This is a genomic window from Baaleninema simplex PCC 7105 (assembly GCF_000332355.1).
Classification (GTDB): Bacteria; Cyanobacteriota; Cyanobacteriia; order Cyanobacteriales; family Geitlerinemataceae; genus Baaleninema; species Baaleninema simplex.
Map to the genome: position 1 here is coordinate 83,959 of NZ_KB235956.1, position 16,825 is coordinate 100,783.

General features: G+C 51.9%; 15 protein-coding genes. 9 read left to right on the forward strand and 6 right to left on the reverse strand.

Features of this window, described 5'->3' with window-relative positions:
* From GEI7105_RS28415 to GEI7105_RS0100555, 3 genes are all read left to right on the forward strand, one after another.
* Positions 1 to 545 (forward strand): RNA-guided endonuclease InsQ/TnpB family protein (locus GEI7105_RS28415; protein ID WP_017658533.1); only part of this gene is annotated, 545 nt, incomplete at its 5' end.
* Entirely contained in the window at positions 545 to 979 is a 435-nt protein-coding gene (locus GEI7105_RS28420) for a Uma2 family endonuclease (protein WP_017658534.1), read from the forward strand. The genes GEI7105_RS28415 and GEI7105_RS28420, both read left to right, overlap by 1 nt.
* A gap of 83 nt (positions 980 to 1,062) precedes the next feature.
* Positions 1,063 to 1,710, forward strand: coding sequence for a class I SAM-dependent methyltransferase (locus GEI7105_RS0100555; protein ID WP_017658535.1), 648 nt, complete (start codon positions 1,063 to 1,065; stop codon positions 1,708 to 1,710).
* A 75-nt stretch (positions 1,711 to 1,785) separates the two neighbouring features.
* On the opposite strand, the gene GEI7105_RS0100560 is transcribed toward GEI7105_RS0100555, so the two are convergent.
* Positions 1,786 to 3,591, reverse strand: coding sequence for a ShlB/FhaC/HecB family hemolysin secretion/activation protein (locus GEI7105_RS0100560; RefSeq protein ID WP_017658536.1), 1,806 nt, complete (start codon positions 3,589 to 3,591; stop codon positions 1,786 to 1,788).
* Positions 3,592 to 4,416: 825 nt separating this feature from the next.
* Between GEI7105_RS0100560 and glpX the strand changes: the two genes are divergently transcribed.
* Complete coding sequence (glpX, locus tag GEI7105_RS0100570) at positions 4,417 to 5,454, forward strand: class II fructose-bisphosphatase (protein WP_026097326.1); 1,038 nt, start codon at positions 4,417 to 4,419, stop codon at positions 5,452 to 5,454.
* Positions 5,455 to 5,564: 110 nt separating this feature from the next.
* The gene (locus GEI7105_RS0100575; protein WP_017658539.1) at positions 5,565 to 6,851 is read left to right on the forward strand and encodes a glutamyl-tRNA reductase; all 1,287 of its coding nucleotides are present in this window, start codon (positions 5,565 to 5,567) and stop codon (positions 6,849 to 6,851) included.
* Between the two features lie 58 nt (positions 6,852 to 6,909).
* Here GEI7105_RS0100575 and GEI7105_RS0100580 read toward each other — a convergent pair whose 3' ends face one another.
* The 3 genes from GEI7105_RS0100580 to GEI7105_RS38105 all read right to left on the reverse strand — a co-directional run bounded on the left by GEI7105_RS0100580 (position 6,910) and on the right by GEI7105_RS38105 (position 8,880).
* Positions 6,910 to 7,464 (reverse strand): DinB family protein, encoded by a 555-nt coding sequence (locus GEI7105_RS0100580; protein WP_017658540.1) that lies wholly within the window; start codon positions 7,462 to 7,464, stop codon positions 6,910 to 6,912.
* A gap of 25 nt (positions 7,465 to 7,489) precedes the next feature.
* Positions 7,490 to 8,446: an ABC transporter permease gene (locus GEI7105_RS0100585; RefSeq protein WP_017658541.1), complete on the reverse strand. Its 957-nt coding sequence runs from the start codon at positions 8,444 to 8,446 to the stop codon at positions 7,490 to 7,492.
* A gap of 284 nt (positions 8,447 to 8,730) precedes the next feature.
* Positions 8,731 to 8,880 (reverse strand): hypothetical protein, encoded by a 150-nt coding sequence (locus GEI7105_RS38105; protein ID WP_017658542.1) that lies wholly within the window; start codon positions 8,878 to 8,880, stop codon positions 8,731 to 8,733.
* Positions 8,881 to 8,977: 97 nt separating this feature from the next.
* On the opposite strand from GEI7105_RS38105, the gene GEI7105_RS0100595 reads away from it, so the two are divergent.
* Positions 8,978 to 10,792 carry a sugar phosphorylase gene (locus GEI7105_RS0100595; protein ID WP_017658543.1) on the forward strand — a complete coding sequence of 605 codons (1,815 nt, stop codon included), beginning with the start codon at positions 8,978 to 8,980 and terminating at the stop codon, positions 10,790 to 10,792.
* On the opposite strand, the gene GEI7105_RS28425 is transcribed toward GEI7105_RS0100595, so the two are convergent.
* Positions 10,784 to 11,296 carry a pentapeptide repeat-containing protein gene (locus tag GEI7105_RS28425; protein ID WP_017658544.1) on the reverse strand — a complete coding sequence of 171 codons (513 nt, stop codon included), beginning with the start codon at positions 11,294 to 11,296 and terminating at the stop codon, positions 10,784 to 10,786. The two genes, GEI7105_RS0100595 and GEI7105_RS28425, sit on opposite strands and share 9 nt — an antisense overlap.
* A gap of 245 nt (positions 11,297 to 11,541) precedes the next feature.
* Between GEI7105_RS28425 and proB the strand changes: the two genes are divergently transcribed.
* Positions 11,542 to 12,663, forward strand: coding sequence for a glutamate 5-kinase (gene proB / locus GEI7105_RS0100605; RefSeq protein WP_017658545.1), 1,122 nt, complete (start codon positions 11,542 to 11,544; stop codon positions 12,661 to 12,663).
* On the opposite strand, the gene GEI7105_RS0100610 is transcribed toward proB, so the two are convergent.
* Positions 12,621 to 14,261: a glycosyltransferase family 39 protein gene (locus GEI7105_RS0100610; protein ID WP_017658546.1), complete on the reverse strand. Its 1,641-nt coding sequence runs from the start codon at positions 14,259 to 14,261 to the stop codon at positions 12,621 to 12,623. The two genes, proB and GEI7105_RS0100610, sit on opposite strands and share 43 nt — an antisense overlap.
* 599 nt (positions 14,262 to 14,860) lie before the next feature.
* Between GEI7105_RS0100610 and GEI7105_RS0100615 the strand changes: the two genes are divergently transcribed.
* Together GEI7105_RS0100615 and GEI7105_RS0100620 are read left to right on the forward strand one after the other, a co-directional pair.
* The gene (locus tag GEI7105_RS0100615; protein WP_017658547.1) at positions 14,861 to 15,652 is read left to right on the forward strand and encodes a sulfotransferase family 2 domain-containing protein; all 792 of its coding nucleotides are present in this window, start codon (positions 14,861 to 14,863) and stop codon (positions 15,650 to 15,652) included.
* Between the two features lie 143 nt (positions 15,653 to 15,795).
* Entirely contained in the window at positions 15,796 to 16,680 is an 885-nt protein-coding gene (locus tag GEI7105_RS0100620) for a class I SAM-dependent methyltransferase (RefSeq protein ID WP_017658548.1), read from the forward strand.
* The last annotated feature ends 145 nt before the right edge of the window (positions 16,681 to 16,825 follow it).

The window sequence follows — 16,825 nt, forward strand, 5'->3', positions numbered from 1 at the left end:
CGAACTCTCGCCAAAAAGCCAGGCGGCTCGTGGCGCGAGTTCACAGTAAAATTGCCAACACTCGAGCCGATTTTCTCCACAAGCTATCCCGCAAGATAGTCAATGAGAACCAAGTGATTGTGGTGGAAAATCTAGCCGTGAAGAACATGGTCAGGAATCACAGCCTCGCTAAGGCAATAAGCGATGTGGGCTGGGGTATGTTTTCAACCCTGCTCAAATACAAGGCAGAGGGAGAAGGGAAGGTCTATCTAGAAGTCGATCGATTCTTCCCCAGTACTCACCTTTGCTCTGAAACGCTGTTGCCGCTCCCCAAGATGGGACTCGACGTGCGATCGTTTGAATGTCCGCAATGTGGGCAGATTCACGACCGCGACATCAATGCGGCAATCAATCTTAAAAATGAAGGCTTGCGGATATGGGCCTCGGGAACCGGGGCTTCTGCCAGTGGAAGGAATGTAAGTCCAAAGGGAGGTCGAATTCGTTCGACGCTTTCCGAGGCAATTCCCAGTGAAGCTGGAAGCCACTCATCAATCGCCTCGCGATGATGAGTGGTAGTTCACTCAGTACGCTGAACGGAATGCTGAAAGCGTCCCAGGTAGCGCGGGCGTATCCCGAGTTACGCTGTACCTTTGGGGGGCGATCGCTCGTTCCCGACATATCGGTGTTTCGATGGGAACGTATTCCTCGGCGAGCCGACGGTCGAGTTGAAAATATATTCAATATCGCCCCCGACTGGGCGATCGAAATTCTTTCGCCGAACCAAGGTCAAACGAAGGTCGTTCGTAACCTGCTCCACTGTTTGAGCCAGGGAAGCGAAATGGGTTGGCTGCTCGATCCTGAAGAATCCTGTATCTTTGTTTACGATGCTGCCCGAGTCGTACGGGTGTTCGACGACGCCGAGACCGTTTTACCCGTCCCCGAATTCGCCGCAGCCGTGCAGTTGACGGCAGGGGAAATCTTCGATTGGTTGAAAGCTTAGTATGCGATCGCCGCGTTCGTCTTGCATCCGCAGCAGTCTCACCGTCGCTACCTCTAACCCTCTATCTTCCAAAGCCTAACGCCATGCAACTCCAAGACCGAGAGCGATCGAAGCTCGACAGCAACGACGACGCGATTTTTTACGAAATACCGCGTTTCGTCACGCACGTCGACGAAAACTTTATTCAGAAACTCACCGATCTCTACCGAGAACGCCTCCAACCCCACACCCGGATTTTCGACATGATGAGTAGCTGGGTGTCTCATCTTCCCGACGAAATACCCTTCGATCGCGTGGAAGGCCACGGATTGAACGAAGCAGAACTGTCGAAAAACCCTCAACTCGATGCTTACTTCGTCCAAAACCTCAACCACACCCCCAAACTTCCCCTTCCCGACAACAGCTTCGACGCCGTTCTCAATGCGGTATCCGTTCAGTATCTCCAACACCCCGAAACAGTGTTCGCCGAGATTCACCGCATTCTCAAACCCGGCGGAATTGCCATTATCAGCTTTTCCAACCGGATGTTTTATCAAAAAGCCATCCAAGCGTGGCGAGACGGAAGCGAAGCCAGTCGTGTCGAACTTGTCAAACGCTATTTTCAAAGTGTTTCTGGTTTCGCCGAACCGGAAGTTATCGCCCGTCCGAGTTCCGTTCCCCCCATTTTACAGGTGATGGGACTCTCTGGCGGCGATCCGTTTTACGCCGTTATCGGAACGAAGAAATCCTAGAAGGGGGAGCAGGGGAGCAGGGAAGAAACTGTCAACTGTTTCCACTGCTCACTGCTTAGTGCTGGCTGTTCGCTGTTAAAACGGTTGCCATTCGATGGAAAAGTAGAGTTCCTGACGCTCGAATACGTCGCGATTGTCCCGTTCCTCTACCTCGATGAGGGGGATTCCCCAATCGACTTTAGCCGAAAGGCGATCGGCCAGATCGAACTGTAAACCGACCCCGACAGAAACCAAGGTGGTGGGATCGGGAGGAGCTTCGTCGAGGTTCCAAACGTTTCCTACATCGAGGAAAGGGCGAATTTCGAGGCGATCGCTCCCATTGTTCGCCGTCCACACGGGAAAGCGCAACTCGGCCGAGGCAAAGATACCGTTATCAGCCAGGAGTAAGTCTTGACTGTAGCCGCGAACGCTGAAATTTCCCCCCAAACCGAAGCGTTCGAGGGCGACGAGGGACGTAGTCGAAAGCTGTACGTCCGATCGCAGCAGCAGCGACACGCCTCCTTCAGAGAGTAAGCGAAGATATTGCGCCTGACCCCGCCACGCGAGAAATCGGCTGTCGGGAGCCGTTCCGTTGACGGTGGCGTCGAGGAACGGAATCCCCCAACTAAACTGAGAGCGAGCGGCGAAAACCTGTTCGGGACCTCGTTCGGTCCACTCTTGGAAAAACCGCAAGATCGACAGTCGCGTTTCGCCATCGTCGTTCGCCCCGTTCGACAAGGGAAAGCCGACGCCGAGCAGTTCCGTATCGCTTTCTCGACGGGAAACCGTCAACCCCAAGGCTAACTCTTGGCGGGGATTGAGAATTACCGGCTGGCGATAAGTCAGTTCGTAGTCGCGCGAATCGGCGGTAATGTCGAGTTCGTCGAAGGGATCTTCGATAATTTCGCTGCCCGTAATGCGGAAATACGCCCCGATCGTACCGTTGCGGGGGTTTATCGGCACCGTATAGGAGGCTTCAAATTCGTCGCTTCCTTGAGTGCGACTGTAGGAGAGGTCGATCGCGTCGCCGATGCCGAAGAGGTTGCCTTCGCGCAGTCCGACTGTACCGCGATAGGCGCCGACTGTGGGAGAGCGACCGTTATCGACCCGCAACAGGGGACGGAAGGTTTTCGCTTCGCTAATTTCGACTTCGAGTAGGTTTACACCGGGACGCGATCCCGCCGACAGTTCGGCGGAGAGATTTTGAATGAGGGGATCGAGTTGTAAAAGCTGTAACGCTTCGAGGAGATCGTTGACGTTGAGGGGGGCGTCGGTGGCCAGTTCCAGGCGCGATCGCACGTAACCGGGGTTGAGACGGCGATCGCCCGTGACGACGATTTCCTCGAGGGCGCCTTCTACCACGCGAATTCTGACGATGCCGTCTTCGATGGTTTGAGGCGGGAGTAACGCCCCAGAGGTGATGTAGCCGTTATCGACGTAGAGCTGCGTGACGGCCGATCGTGCTTGGAGCAATTGCGCGAAGGAGATTTCCTGACCGATAAACTCCTCGAGAACTGCATCGAACTCTTCTTGAGAAAACACCGTGCTGTTTTCGACTTCGTAGCCTCGAACGTCGATGGTACCTTCGATGGACTCTAACCCTTCGTCGAATTCCGTACCCTCTCGCGGCCGAAGGAGTTCTTCAGGTGGCGGCAGCGGTTGCGGAATTTCGGGTTCGGGTAATGGGGGTTCTTGAGGATCGGGTCGCAGTTGGGCGATCGAATTCCGTCCAGTGTCGATCGATTTTTCCGTGAGGAAGGATTTAGCCAGTTGTGCGTCAGCCGGGGTTGCGACAACTGCATGGCTCGCGACGAGAGAACCGACGACGAGTAAGTTACGACCGATGTTCGACCACTCAAATCTCGCACGTAGATCGAGTGAAGGACGATCGATTAGATTCATGACCGAACGTTTGAGGAAGTTGCATCCCGAGTTTGGCACAAAAATTTGAGATCTGATGGTAAATCGATAAAAAATACAATTTTTCGTATTTATGCGTAAAAGATTTACGTATTAATTACTGAGATAACGAGATCGGAAATTACAGAGGTCGCGGTTGACTCGGTCGCGACGAACGCGAATACGACCGATCGTTGTTTCTTTGCGAGCGATCGCCCCGTCAAAAAAATTCAGGTTTAGAAGCAAAACTTAACACAAACCCAGGGGTTCCGACCCTCGCGCGTATCCGACCTCTGGTAGACTTTAGCTGATGCCGCGAGCGTGCAACCCGCCCGACCGGTGCGGTAACCGGGGTCAGTTGTCGGGAAGTCGAACTCCGACAGTCACCCCTAAGACGCGCGTTGCGGCGATCCGTCGAACACACAGTTGGAAGTCGGGACAACCGAACGCACGAGTCGATCGATTCGTGTCGGAGGTAAGGAAACGGTCGATCTCTGGCGAACCTCGAACGCGAAAAGACTGTGTCCCGAATCACGGGACTGGCTCGAGAGACACCAACGAGCCACCTGCTTCTCGTACAGACGCGAAAGTCGAACTTATCTAGTACGGATTCGTGCGTACAGCTTTCGAGTCGGCCGTTCCCGGTCGAGATGCCTGTTGTCTCTAGACGCGATCGCGCCGACGAAAATCGGGAGTCACCGAGCGACCCTACACTATCCCCGCCGGGTTGGTGCTGGGACTTGTCACCACTGGCATCGTTCGTTAGCGTGCTTCGCAACGGAGTTTTATCGCAAGAACGAAAAGTCACCATTTGGGAGGATCGAATCTGTGGAAAGCACCCTGGGTTTAGAAATTATCGAAGTCGTCGAACAGGCGGCTATTGCATCGGCTCGCTGGATGGGTAAAGGCGAAAAAAACACCGCCGACCACGTCGCAGTCGAAGCGATGCGCGAACGCATGAATAAAATCCATATGCGCGGTCGCATCGTGATCGGGGAAGGAGAACGGGACGACGCGCCCATGCTCTACATCGGCGAAGAAGTGGGTATCTGCACCCAAGAGGACGCCAGTCAGGTTTGCAACCCCGACGAACTCGTCGAAATCGACATTGCTGTCGATCCCTGTGAAGGAACCAACCTCGTCGCTTACGGACAAAACGGTTCGATGGCGGTGCTGGCGATTTCCGAAAAAGGCGGATTGTTTGCTGCCCCCGATTTCTACATGAAGAAACTGGCAGCCCCCGCCGTGGCCAAAAACCACGTCGATATTCGCAAAAGCCCGACTGAAAACTTGAAGATTCTGGCCGACTGCATGGATCGGACGGTCGAAGAATTAGTGGTGGTCGTGATGGACCGTCCCCGTCACAAAGAGCTGATTCAAGAAATTCGGGCGGCTGGGGCGCGGGTGCGTCTGATTAGCGACGGAGACGTTTCGGCAGCGCTCTCCTGTGCCTTCTCGGGAACCAGCGTTCACGCGCTGATGGGTATTGGAGCCGCTCCCGAAGGGGTGATTTCGGCTGCCGCCATGCGCTGCTTGGGCGGTCATTTCCAAGGACAGCTCATCTACGATCCCGACGTGGTCAAAACGGGACTGATCGGAGAAAGCAAAGAGGGCAACATCGATCGCCTCAAGAGCATGGGCATCGAAGATCCCGATAAAGTGTACGAAGCCGAAGAACTCGCCAGCGGCGAAACCGTCCTGTTTGCGGCTTGTGGGATCACCCCCGGAACCCTCATGGAAGGGGTGCGCTTCTTCCACGGCGGCGCGCGCACGCAATCTCTGGTGATTTCCAGTCAAAGCAAAACGGCTCGGTTTGTAGATACCGTTCATATGTTCGACGAACCGAAATACTTGCAACTGAGATAAACGCCGTTTTTGACGTCCGTTCGTTGCTTCTATGCAAAATATAGAAGTAGCGGACGGCTTTCCGCTCGACCTACCCAAACCCAAATTAACAACTAAACCTTAACAAAATTATGAATATTGCTGTTGTTGGGTTAAGTCACAAAACAACGCCAGTTGAAATTCGCGAAAAGCTGAGCATTCCCGAACCCCAAATCGAAAGCGCGATCGCGCAATTGTGCAGCTATCCCAATATCGAAGAAGTTGCCGTTCTCAGCACCTGTAACCGACTCGAAATCTATTTCATCGCCAAAGATACCGAGCCGGGGGTTCGCGAAGTCAGTCAGTTTCTCGCCGATCGCAGTCACATTTACCTGCCCAAACTGCGCCCTTATCTGTTCGTACTCTTGCACCAAGATGCGGTCATGCACTTGATGCGAGTCAGTGCGGGATTGGAAAGTTTGGTGCTTGGGGAAGGCCAGATCCTCGCCCAAGTTAAAACGACTCACAAATTGGGACAAAAACACAAAGGGGTCGGTCGCGTCCTCAACCAACTGTTCAAACAGGCCATCGGAGCGGGAAAACGAGTCCGCACGGAAACCAGCATCGGAACCGGTGCGGTGTCGATTTCTTCGGCGGCGGTAGAACTGGCTCAGATGAAAGTGTCCGACTTGGCGACGCAGCGTCTCTGCATCGTCGGAGCGGGGAAAATGGCGCGGTTGTTGGTACAACACGCGATCGCCAAAGGCGCGCGCCAACTGACGATCGTGAACCGCTCGACGCATCGGGCTCGCGACCTCGCCGAGAAATTCCCCGATGTGGACATCGCCGTACGTCCCCTCTCGGAGATGACGTCTGCGGTTGAAGAGGCGGATATGGTCTTTACGAGTACTGGTGCCACCGAACCGATCCTCCACCGCGACAACTTGCAACCGGTGGCTCGCGAGGGCTTGATGTTGTTTGATATTTCGGTTCCTCGAAACGTCCACGCCAATGTCAGCGAACTCGACGGCGTGCGCTGTTTTAATGTGGACGACCTCAAAGCGGTGGTGGCGCAAAACCAAGAAAGTCGCCGTCAAATGGCCATGGAAGCTGAAGTCCTCCTCGAAGCGCAAGTGGCCGATTTTGAAAATTGGTGGCGTTCCCTCGAAACCGTTCCGACCATCAGTTGCTTGCGTCGTAAGGTGGAAACGATTCGGGAACAGGAGTTAGAAAAAGCGCTGTCTCGCTTGGGAACGGAATTCGCTGAAAAACATCAAGAAGTGATCGAAGCTCTCACTCGGGGTATCGTCAATAAGATTCTGCACGATCCGATGGTTCAACTGCGGGCGCAACAGGATATTGAAGCTCGCCGTCGCGCCATGCAAACGCTTCATACGCTGTTCGATTTAGAGATGGAGGAAGAAGCCGCTCGCGGTTGAGGCGATCGGTTCTGAGAGCTATCTCACATTCGGGGCGATGCTGGAAACAGTATCGCTCCTATTGTTGTTGGTCTGGCGATCGCTCGGAATATTCCAAACTCGGCATCCAGGGTAAATCGGTACTCCCGATGTCGTACCCCGCTTGGGTGAGAAGCGTCGTGAGTTGTCCTCGATGGTGAGTTTGGTGGTTGAACATATGCGCGACGAGCAACCAAGCCGGTAAAACGCGGGTGCGTCCGTAGGCTCGGCTGACGTAGACGATAGAACGGTTCAGCCATTCTGAAGATAGGGTTTTCGTCCACTGGAGAATCTCGTCGTCCCAGGTTTCTCGCGCCCTCTGCAACTCGCTGAAGTCGTCGTAGAGATCTTCGCCGATGCGCTTGTCGGTGAGTCGGCGATCGAGGAATCGCCCCATCCACGCTAAATCGCCGAACAACAGATGGTTGAGGGTACTGTGAATTGACTTGAAAAACGCGCCGCGATCGCGCTTGCGTTCTTCGTCGGGAATCGTGGCACAAATTTGATAGATTTTCTGATTCATCCACTGGTTATAGTGTGCCAGCGTTACGAAAAAACTCGAATCGGGTATCGGTGAAGTTTTTGAGTCACTCATATCATCGCCTCATCATCTCATCCTCTCAGTAGCGAACTCTCGGATCGAGCCAACTGTAGAGTAAATCGGCAATTAAGTTAAAGGCAACGATTAAAATGGCGTAAATGAACGTAATCGCCATGACGACGGGGGTGTCGCTGCGGTAAATCGACTCGATGAGTAACGCGCCGATACCGGGAACCCGAAACACCTGTTCGGTGACTAACGCTCCCGCAAACACCGCCGGAATATCTAAGGCGACCAGCGTCACGACGGGAACGAGCGCGTTTCGCAAGACGTGGCGCTTCACCACCGCAAACGCTGATAATCCCTTGGCGTAAGCGGTGCGAACGTATTGCTGGTTCAGTTGTTCGAGAATCGACGATCGCACGAAGCGCATTAACATCGCCGACTGATACAATCCCAACACCGCGATCGGCATAATCGACTGTTTCACTTGCGCCACGAAACTGCCCCAATCGCGGACTTCGAGGGTGCTGTTGTAGATAAACGGGAACCAATCGAGACGGACGCTAAAGAGCAAAATAAACAGCAATCCCGTAAAAAACGGCGGCAGCGAAAACCAGAGAAAGGCAAACACCGTCACCGCGCGATCGAACGTCGTATGGCGTTTTAACGCCGAAATCGTTCCCAAGGGAACCGCCAACATCACGGCAAACAGGTAGCCCAACCCCACCACAGACAGCGTCGTGGGAAGTCGTTCGGCGATCGCCTGACGGACGGGGGCGCGACTGGTGAACGAATATCCCATATCTCCCTGTAGGAACGCTGACGCCCATTTAACATAGCGAACGTGAGGGGGTTCGTCGAGACCGAGCGATCGCCGAATATTTTCCCGAACTTCTGCGGTAATGGCGGGATTGGTGGCAAATTCCCCCATCGGATCTCCGGGTGCTAGGGTCAAAATGCTGAAGATAACAATACTGATGGCTATCAGCGTCGGAATAGAAAATAACAGTCGCCGCAGCAAATATTGGGTCATTTTACACGGAACTTGAAGACTTGACGCGCGAGGGAATTTTTCGCTAATTTGTCCGAAACTGCTCGCCTTCTCGGAAGGTTGAGCGACCAGCGTTGCCCTAGCTTCAACGATTTTACCTTAGCTTCAAAATTCAGGTTCTCTTAACATATCGGGGATCTACTCGTTCCTGCTGCGGTAACTTAGCAGTCAATTCTATTTCGCGTTCTATCCTACCCTAACCTCTAACTGAACAACGGAAACGGGGTGACAGATCGCTGCCAACACCGTTCGCTGCCAACACCATTCTAAGGAGGCGATCTTCGTTCGTCGATGAAGTTTACACGAAAGTCCCAGGAGGCGATCTCCAGTTTTCTGTCAGCACGCGACGAGCGATCGCCGACTGCGTCCTTCACGTCAAACTTCGTCGCGCCTTTGGGATCGCGAACCCACTGCAAGCCGTGACGATCTCCTCGAGATCGCTACGGTTTTCAGTCTTCGTATCGAACCCTTTCCCGTCAGCCTAACTGTCAACATTTACCTTGTAATTCGCTCATGACCACAACCAAAATCAGCGATCGCCGAGAAACGTTGGAGCGTCGAATCCAACCGCTACTCGAACAGATTTACAGCGAACAAGACGCCCTAGCTCTGCTCGAGCGCATCTACGATCTCGTCTGTGAAGACATCGCCGAATTTGTCGATGAAGACTTTGGCAAATGGAGTCAGAAAAACATTTTGCTCATTACCTACGGCGATAGTTTAAAACGACAGGGCGAAAACCCCCTCGTCACGCTCGAACGGTTCTTAACGGAATATCTCAACGAGACGATTACCGGGGTTCACATTTTGCCGTTTTGTCCCTACAGTTCTGACGATGGTTTTGCCGTAATCGACTACTTGAAAGTTAATCCCGAACTGGGCGATTGGAACGATATTAAATCGATCGCCGAACACTTTAACTTGATGGTGGATTTGGTCATCAACCACGTTTCGAGTCAAAGTCGCTGGTTTGACGAATTCAAACGGGGCGAAAAACCCGGACGGGACTATTTCATCACCGTCGATCCCGACACCGACGTTTCGGACGTCGTTCGTCCCCGCAGCAGTCCGCTCTTAGTTCGCGTCGAAACCACGGAGGGAGAAAAATACGTTTGGGCGACGTTCAGCGAAGATCAAATCGACTTGAACTTTGCCAATCCCGACGTTTTAATCGAGTTCGTCAAAATCCTGCTGTTTTACGTTCGCATCGGTGCCAAGTACGTTCGCCTCGATGCCATCGGTTATTTGTGGAAAGCGATCGGAACGTCCTGCATTCATTTACCGCAAACTCACGCGGTTATTAAAGTCTTGCGGGAAATCCTACAATTTGTCGATCCGGTGGTGGCGTTGATTACCGAAACGAACGTTCCCAACCGCGAAAATCTCAGTTACTTCGGCAACCGCAACGAAGCCCACATGATTTACAACTTCAGTTTGCCGCCGCTGCTGCTGAACGCGTTGTTACAGGGAAAATCCGACCACCTGAAAACCTGGATGATGAGTATGCCACCGGCACCGATCGGTTGTGCGTATTTGAACTTTACGGCGTCTCACGATGGTATCGGCTTGCGTCCGACGGAAGGGTTGCTGACTGAAACGGAGTACGAGCAACTGGTGACGACGATGAAGCGGTTCGGCGGCGAAATCAGCATGAGGCGACGGGCTGACGGGACGGAAAGTCCTTACGAAATCAATATTTCTCTGTTCGATGCGTTGAAGGGAACCGTCAAGGGGGAAGACAACTGGCAAGTTCAGCGGTTCCTCTGTTCTCAGACGATTATGATGTCCGTCGAAGGTATTCCCGCGTTTTATATTCACAGCTTGCTGGCGACGCCCAACGACAAAGAAAACGTCAAACGCACCGGACGCAAGCGATCGATCAACCGCCACCAGTGGGATTACGACGAGTTACTCGATCGCCTGGAACATCCCGACACGCCCCAGTCGATCGTGTTGCGAGAACTCCGCCGTTTGTTGGCCGTTCGTCGCCGCCAACCGGCATTTCACCCCAACGCCACTCAATACACCTTACATCTGAAAAAAGCGCTGTTCGGCTTTTGGCGTCAAAGTATCAACCGCGATCAGAGCATTTTTTCGATTCACAACCTCAGCGATCGCGTGCAGAAACTCTACCTGTCGGAAATCAATCTCGTCTGTACCGATCCTTGGTGCGATCTGATTAGCGGCAACATTATCGACGATATCTACGAGACCGTCGTTCTCGAACCCTATCAATCGGTCTGGATTACCAACAAGTTCGACGAGAAGGACGAGATCGGACAGACGAACGGCCATCGAAACCATGCGATCGCCTCGGACTCACTCTAGACCGATCGCACCCGAGAGATCGGCGTCGGTAAAATTCGTCTCCTTGCGGGTACTGTCTGAGAAATCCACATCGCTCAAGTCGGCCTCGGTGAAGTCGGCCTCGCTTAAATCCGCTTGGCTGAGGTCGGCGTCACTCAAATCTGCTCGTGTGGCGATCGCTCGGCTGAGGTTGGCCTCGCTGAGATCGGCGCTGCTCAAATCCGCTTGCGTGAGGTTGGCGCCGCTGAGGTTAATTCCGCTCGAGTCCGCGCCGCTGAGGTCGGCATCGGTCAAATCGGCGCCGCTGAGGTTGGCGTAGCTCAGGTCGCTTTGGCTGAAATCGACCCGCTGGAGGTTGGCACCGCTGAGGTTAATTCCGCTCAAGTCGAGTCGGCTGAAGTCGAGTTCGCTCAAGTCGTTATCTTGAAAGCTCGCCCAGTCGAATTTTTGGGCGCACTCTTGCAGGTATTTTTGAAATCGCTCGTATTCGTCGTTTAAACGGGCGATCGCCTGTTCGTCAGCCATGATAGATTTCTCTCTAGAGCGTTCTGTTGGGATTATAACTTAGGGGAGCTTGGTAAGCGTTATAGCCAGCTTTAACGCTTCCGAACTCTTGGGCGATCGCTCGTTTTAAATTATTTTAAAAACCTCTACAAAAGTCAATCTAAAATATTATTAAAAAACCATAGAATATTGAATTAAAATCGGGTAAAATAGAGAGTCTACTTCAGCGATCTGACTGTTTTTACGTTTTCCCAAACTCCCTTCACATGGACTCCCAAACCCTCGTCGTTAAAATTGGAACCTCCAGTCTCACACACCCCCAAAGCGGCGATCTGTCCCTTTCTACCCTCGCCAGTTTAGTCGAAACCCTAACGCGTTTGCGCCGTCGGGGATACCGCCCGGTTCTCGTCTCGTCCGGTGCGGTGGGTGTTGGTTGTGCCAGACTGGGATTGAGCGATCGCCCGCGACGACTCGCCACCAAACAAGCCGTGGCCGCAGTGGGACAGGGACGCTTGATGCGGGTCTACGACGACTTGTTTACCTCCCTCCAACAGCCGATCGCGCAAATCCTCCTCACGCGTCAAGACTTCGTGCGACGGAACAGCTACGTCAACGCCTACAACACCTTTCAAGAACTGTTACGTCTCGGTATCGTTCCCATCGTCAACGAAAACGACACCATCGCCACAGACGAGCTGAAATTCGGCGATAACGACACGCTCAGCGCCTTAGTCGCCAGTTTAGTCGAAGCAGACTGGCTGTTTCTCCTCACCGACGTCGATCGCCTGTATTCGGCCGATCCCAACCGCGACCCCAACGCCAAACCGATTTCTCGCGTCGGCCATCTCAACGACTTGGATAATTTAGAGGTGGGAAACTCTCGCAGCGGTTGGGGAACTGGGGGGATGCAAACGAAAATTTCTGCGGCCCGCATCGCCACCGAAAGCGGCGTTCGTACCGTCATCGCGTCGGGAAACGTTCCGGCTAACATTGAAAAAATCCTCGCGGGGGAGGAACTCGGAACCCATTTCGAGCCGCAAGTGAAGACGGAAACCGCCCGCAAGCGTTGGATCGCGCACAGTTTGATTCCCCACGGGAAAATTTATCTCGATTCGGGGGCGACGATCGCCGTGTGCGAAGGGGGAAAATCGCTGTTGGCGGCGGGAGTGGTCAAAATCGACGGGGACTTTCAAGCCGACGATGCGGTGACGCTGTGCGATCTCAGCGATCGCGAAATCGGACGGGGCGTCATCAACTACAACAGCCGCGACTTAGCGAAAATCTGCGGCGTCCGCTCGGAACAAATTCCCGAAATCCTGGGCGATCGCGCTCGAGATACGGTCGTTCACCGCGATAATTTAGTGTTGCTCGATCGCGGACAGGTGTAACCGTCGTAACGGTAGCCGTTGATATCTGGAAACTCGTCGTCGTCGAACTCGTCGCAACGGAGATCGTCGGACATTTCTTCGGCGTGGAAGTTCGCCAACCACACATCGACAGGTGTGGGGAAGTCGGCGATCGCTCGATTTAAGGTTTCGGTGGGGTTTTGGTTTTCGAGTTTGTGAGCCAGGAGAAAGTGCGAGGGTTGAGAAAAGCCGATTTTTTCCAATTCCCACGCAATGGCGATTAACCGCCCCGTTTGTCCGTGGTGTTTGTGGGTGGTGGCGACGAGAACTGGAACGTCGTCGGAGGTTTGGGCGATAAACTGAGCCAGGCGATCGCCTCGGTGGTTTTGTAAGTAGCCGACGTTCGCTAAGATGCTGAAACTTCCGATAAAGGCGATTCCTAAAACTGCGAGAACTTGGGATTTTTGGCGGTTCCACAGGGAAGCCAGACGAGCGGCGACGAGAATGACGACGGCGGGGAATAGGGGGAAAAAGAAGCGGGGCGCCAAGGTGAGATCGCTTCCAACGCCGTAGGTCACGCCGAGTAAGACGATGAGAGTGGTGAGGAGGTAGAGGGGGAGATGGGGAGAGGGGGAGAGGGGGGGAAGGGGAGAGGGGGAGGGTTTCCAGAGGAGTTTGGAAATCCAGATGAGGGAGACCAAGAAGGCGAGGCTACTGGGGATAATTATCCAAAGGGGTAAGGCGAGGATGTCGAGGGGAAACATCAACAGCATCGACAGTAACCAGGCGATCGCTCGCAGTAGAGCGTCGATTCCGATGCCGCCATCGTACACCCAATCGGTGAGGTTGCTTTGGCTGACCTCTCGCCACACGGGAATCCACGCGACGCCGGAAAGGGTGGTTCCCAAAGCGGCGATCGCGATTCCTCGCCAGGCGAGACTGCGGCGGTGAGATGTGTGAGTCAGCCAAATTCCGCCTAAAACTAAGGCTTGAGACAGGGGAACTAAGCCGAAGAAGTAATGTACGGCGATTCCGAAGCCGTTGATGAGTATCCAGGGAATCGAAACTTTGGGAGAAAGGGGTTTGTGCTGGAAAATGGCTTCGACGGCGACGACGAAACAGTAGAGGGAGGCGATCGCCACGAGAACGGCTAAGGTATAGTGACGGGCTTCTCGAGCGAGGAACACGCCGAAGGGAGAAACGGCCATCACGACGGCGGCAAGCTGTGCCACAATGACAGAGCGGTAGGTGCGAAAGGCTAAGGCGTAGATGGCGGGAACGGCGAGGGTTCCCAAGATGGCGGAGAGCGATCGCGCGGCGAGGAGAACGTTGTCGCCGCCGAACCACCGCATCCAGTAATGGGCGAGGATGAAGTACAGGGGGGGATGGGTGCTTTCTGACATCAAGTGATTCACCACGTCGGCGACGGTGGCGTCCGGGCGCGGTTGCAGCGGTTGCATTAAGATGTCAGGAGGGATGGCGCGATCGAGGGGAACGTCGAGAAAGCTGTTTCCCAGGCTAAAGGCGATCGTCGCACATTCGTCTGTCCACGGGGGAAGGGCAGTCAAGCGAGCGAACCGCAAGGCTAAGCCGAGGAGACTCCACAGAACGAGTAGAATTTGGGGGGTGAGGTGTTTCAAGGGTGCGACGAGCGAAAATTGACGGTTGAAAATTTGTAGAATTGAGTGTCGATGTCGTGAAGATAGACGATGTTATCGAAAATTTTGGGTTTAAAACCCCGCCCCCTTCGACTTGGCTCAGGGCAAGCCTTCGACTTGGCTCAGGGCAAGCCTTCGACTTGGCTCAGGGCAAGCCTTCAAGGGCGGCTTTACAGTACAATGGTTAGTGGTGGTTAAACTGACTAACGAAAACCAAGTTAGTCAGTTTGGCTAACACTCCAATTCCATTGGACTTTTGGCGGTGGGACACACCGTTTCAGCCTGTGGAGCGAACATAAGACTCGAAAGGCATTGCGCCCTGGAAAGCCGTTGCGAAAAACCCCTGAGCGCAGTCGAAGGGGACAGAAGCAGGAACCCAAATCGTGAGGCTTCGCCGTGAGCGTCAGCCGAACGGTTTGGGAATCACCGTCCTTCCAGGGCGGTGAGGATGTCAATGAGATATCTTACCGGACACTTGCCGGTCTGTTAACAGAAAAAATTTAGGCGATCGCGATACCCGTTCGATGCGATCGCCTTAACTGTTTAAATATGTCCCACTCTCCGATTTATCTTTTGTCGCCATGTTTCTATCTAATCTCATAAAGTCCAATAAAATTTTAAATCTAGCACAAACAAAATGTGAAAACATTCAACTTAAATATTATCGATGGAAAGGCGGACAGATCGCAAACTTTTTACATATCAGCAAGACGGGAGGAAGTGCAATAAAACATACTCTTGCAGATTACTTACAAACTGATAATTTTATCATTCATCTCCGAGGACACGATTGTAAACTTCGAGATATTCCTCAAGGCGATAAATTTTTCTTTTGTTTGCGAGATCCGATCGCTCGTTTTGCCAGTGCGTTTTATTTTAAAAAGCGACAAACTCGTCCTTGGAAGCATTCAAAGTTTGAAACAGAACGAAAAATACTTCAATCCTTCAAAACTCCTGAAGACTTGGCGATCGCACTTTCTACTAACGATCCAGTACTGAGAAATTTAGCTGTCGAAGGAATGACCAGTATCGAACACATTAATACTTCTTACCTCGATTGGTTTGAGTCAGAATCTTACTTTCTCAGTCGCTTTCACGATTGCTTATACGTTGCATTTCAAGAAAGTTTAGATCGAGATTTTGAATGTCTCAAACAAATTTTAGGGTTGCCTCAAGATCTGTATATAACCCAAAATTCAAACAAGGCAAAAATCAATCCTCAACACGGCAATCAGTCTTCTAAAACGTATCAGTTTAGTCAAGCAGCAACTTATAATCTAAAGCAATGGTACGCTCGGGATTATGATTTTTTTAACCTCTGCCAAAGTCAAGCCCAAAAACGCAAAATTGGGTCTTCGGAGATTGCGGTTTGATTTGTTATTTTGAATACAAAATTGAATCAAAACGCATTGCCATGATGTACTTAAAATCAGGCTTTTGCCTAAAATAAAATTAGCTTATCACCTTGAACCCAGAAGACCCCACAATATTTTTTTGAACGATCGAGGAATACAAAATGAAACTGAACTGGAAGAATTCAACCAATAAAGGAACTTTAATGCTGAAGCTCGTTCATCAATTCCAAACTGAAACTCTTTTTACAGATAAGTATATTAGATGGTTTTTCGATCGCGACTCGATCCAGGCGTTAGAGAAAAATCCTCCCAATATGATGTCCGAACCTAAAGATGAAGAAGAACGCTTTCAAAAAATTGCATATTTATATGTCATTTTGAGAGAAAAGTACGGCGATGACATTATCGAATCTGCGATCGAGGCTGGATGTCAGCAAATTCTCTTACTGGGAGCTGGTTACGATACGAGATTTTTTCGTCTTTCTTCTATTCAAAATAACTCAGTCAAAACGTTTGAAGTTGACTTACCCGAAACAATCGAAAACAAGAAACAATATTTGCTAAAACAATTCGATAATATTCCTCATGGATTGTCTCTCATTCCTCTCGATCTCAACCAAGACGATCTCGATTGTCTAGTTGAATATGGTTTCAATCCTCAAACACCGACGATTTACATTTGGCAAGGTGTTAGCTACTATTTAAATCAAGAAAATGTGTCGAATACGTTAGATTTTATCAAAAATAAAATGACACCTGGATCGGTGTTTGTGTTTGACTGTTGTTCGCCGCTGATGACATTTAAAAACGAAACGATTCCGGGAATCAATTTTAATATCGATCGCCTGGCCGAAATCGGCGAACCCTACCGTTTTGGAATGTATGGCGATGAAATGGAGCGCTGGCTAAGCGAAAAAGGATTTCAAAATATTGAAATTTTACAACAAGACGATCTCGAAGAACGGTTTCTCAACAAGCGATCGCTGCCGAATAATATGTGGTATATCGTCACGGTTAAAACTCACTCGATCGAACAGAATCGATAAAGTGCAACAGTAGGTACGAGCTTTGTACTTGAGAGATCGAGTCATTTTAGTTTATAATCTTTTCAAATCAAAGAATCCAGGAGTTACGTATCTACACCATTTGTAGGGTGGGCAATGCCCACCGACCTCTCCATTTAGTGTGATT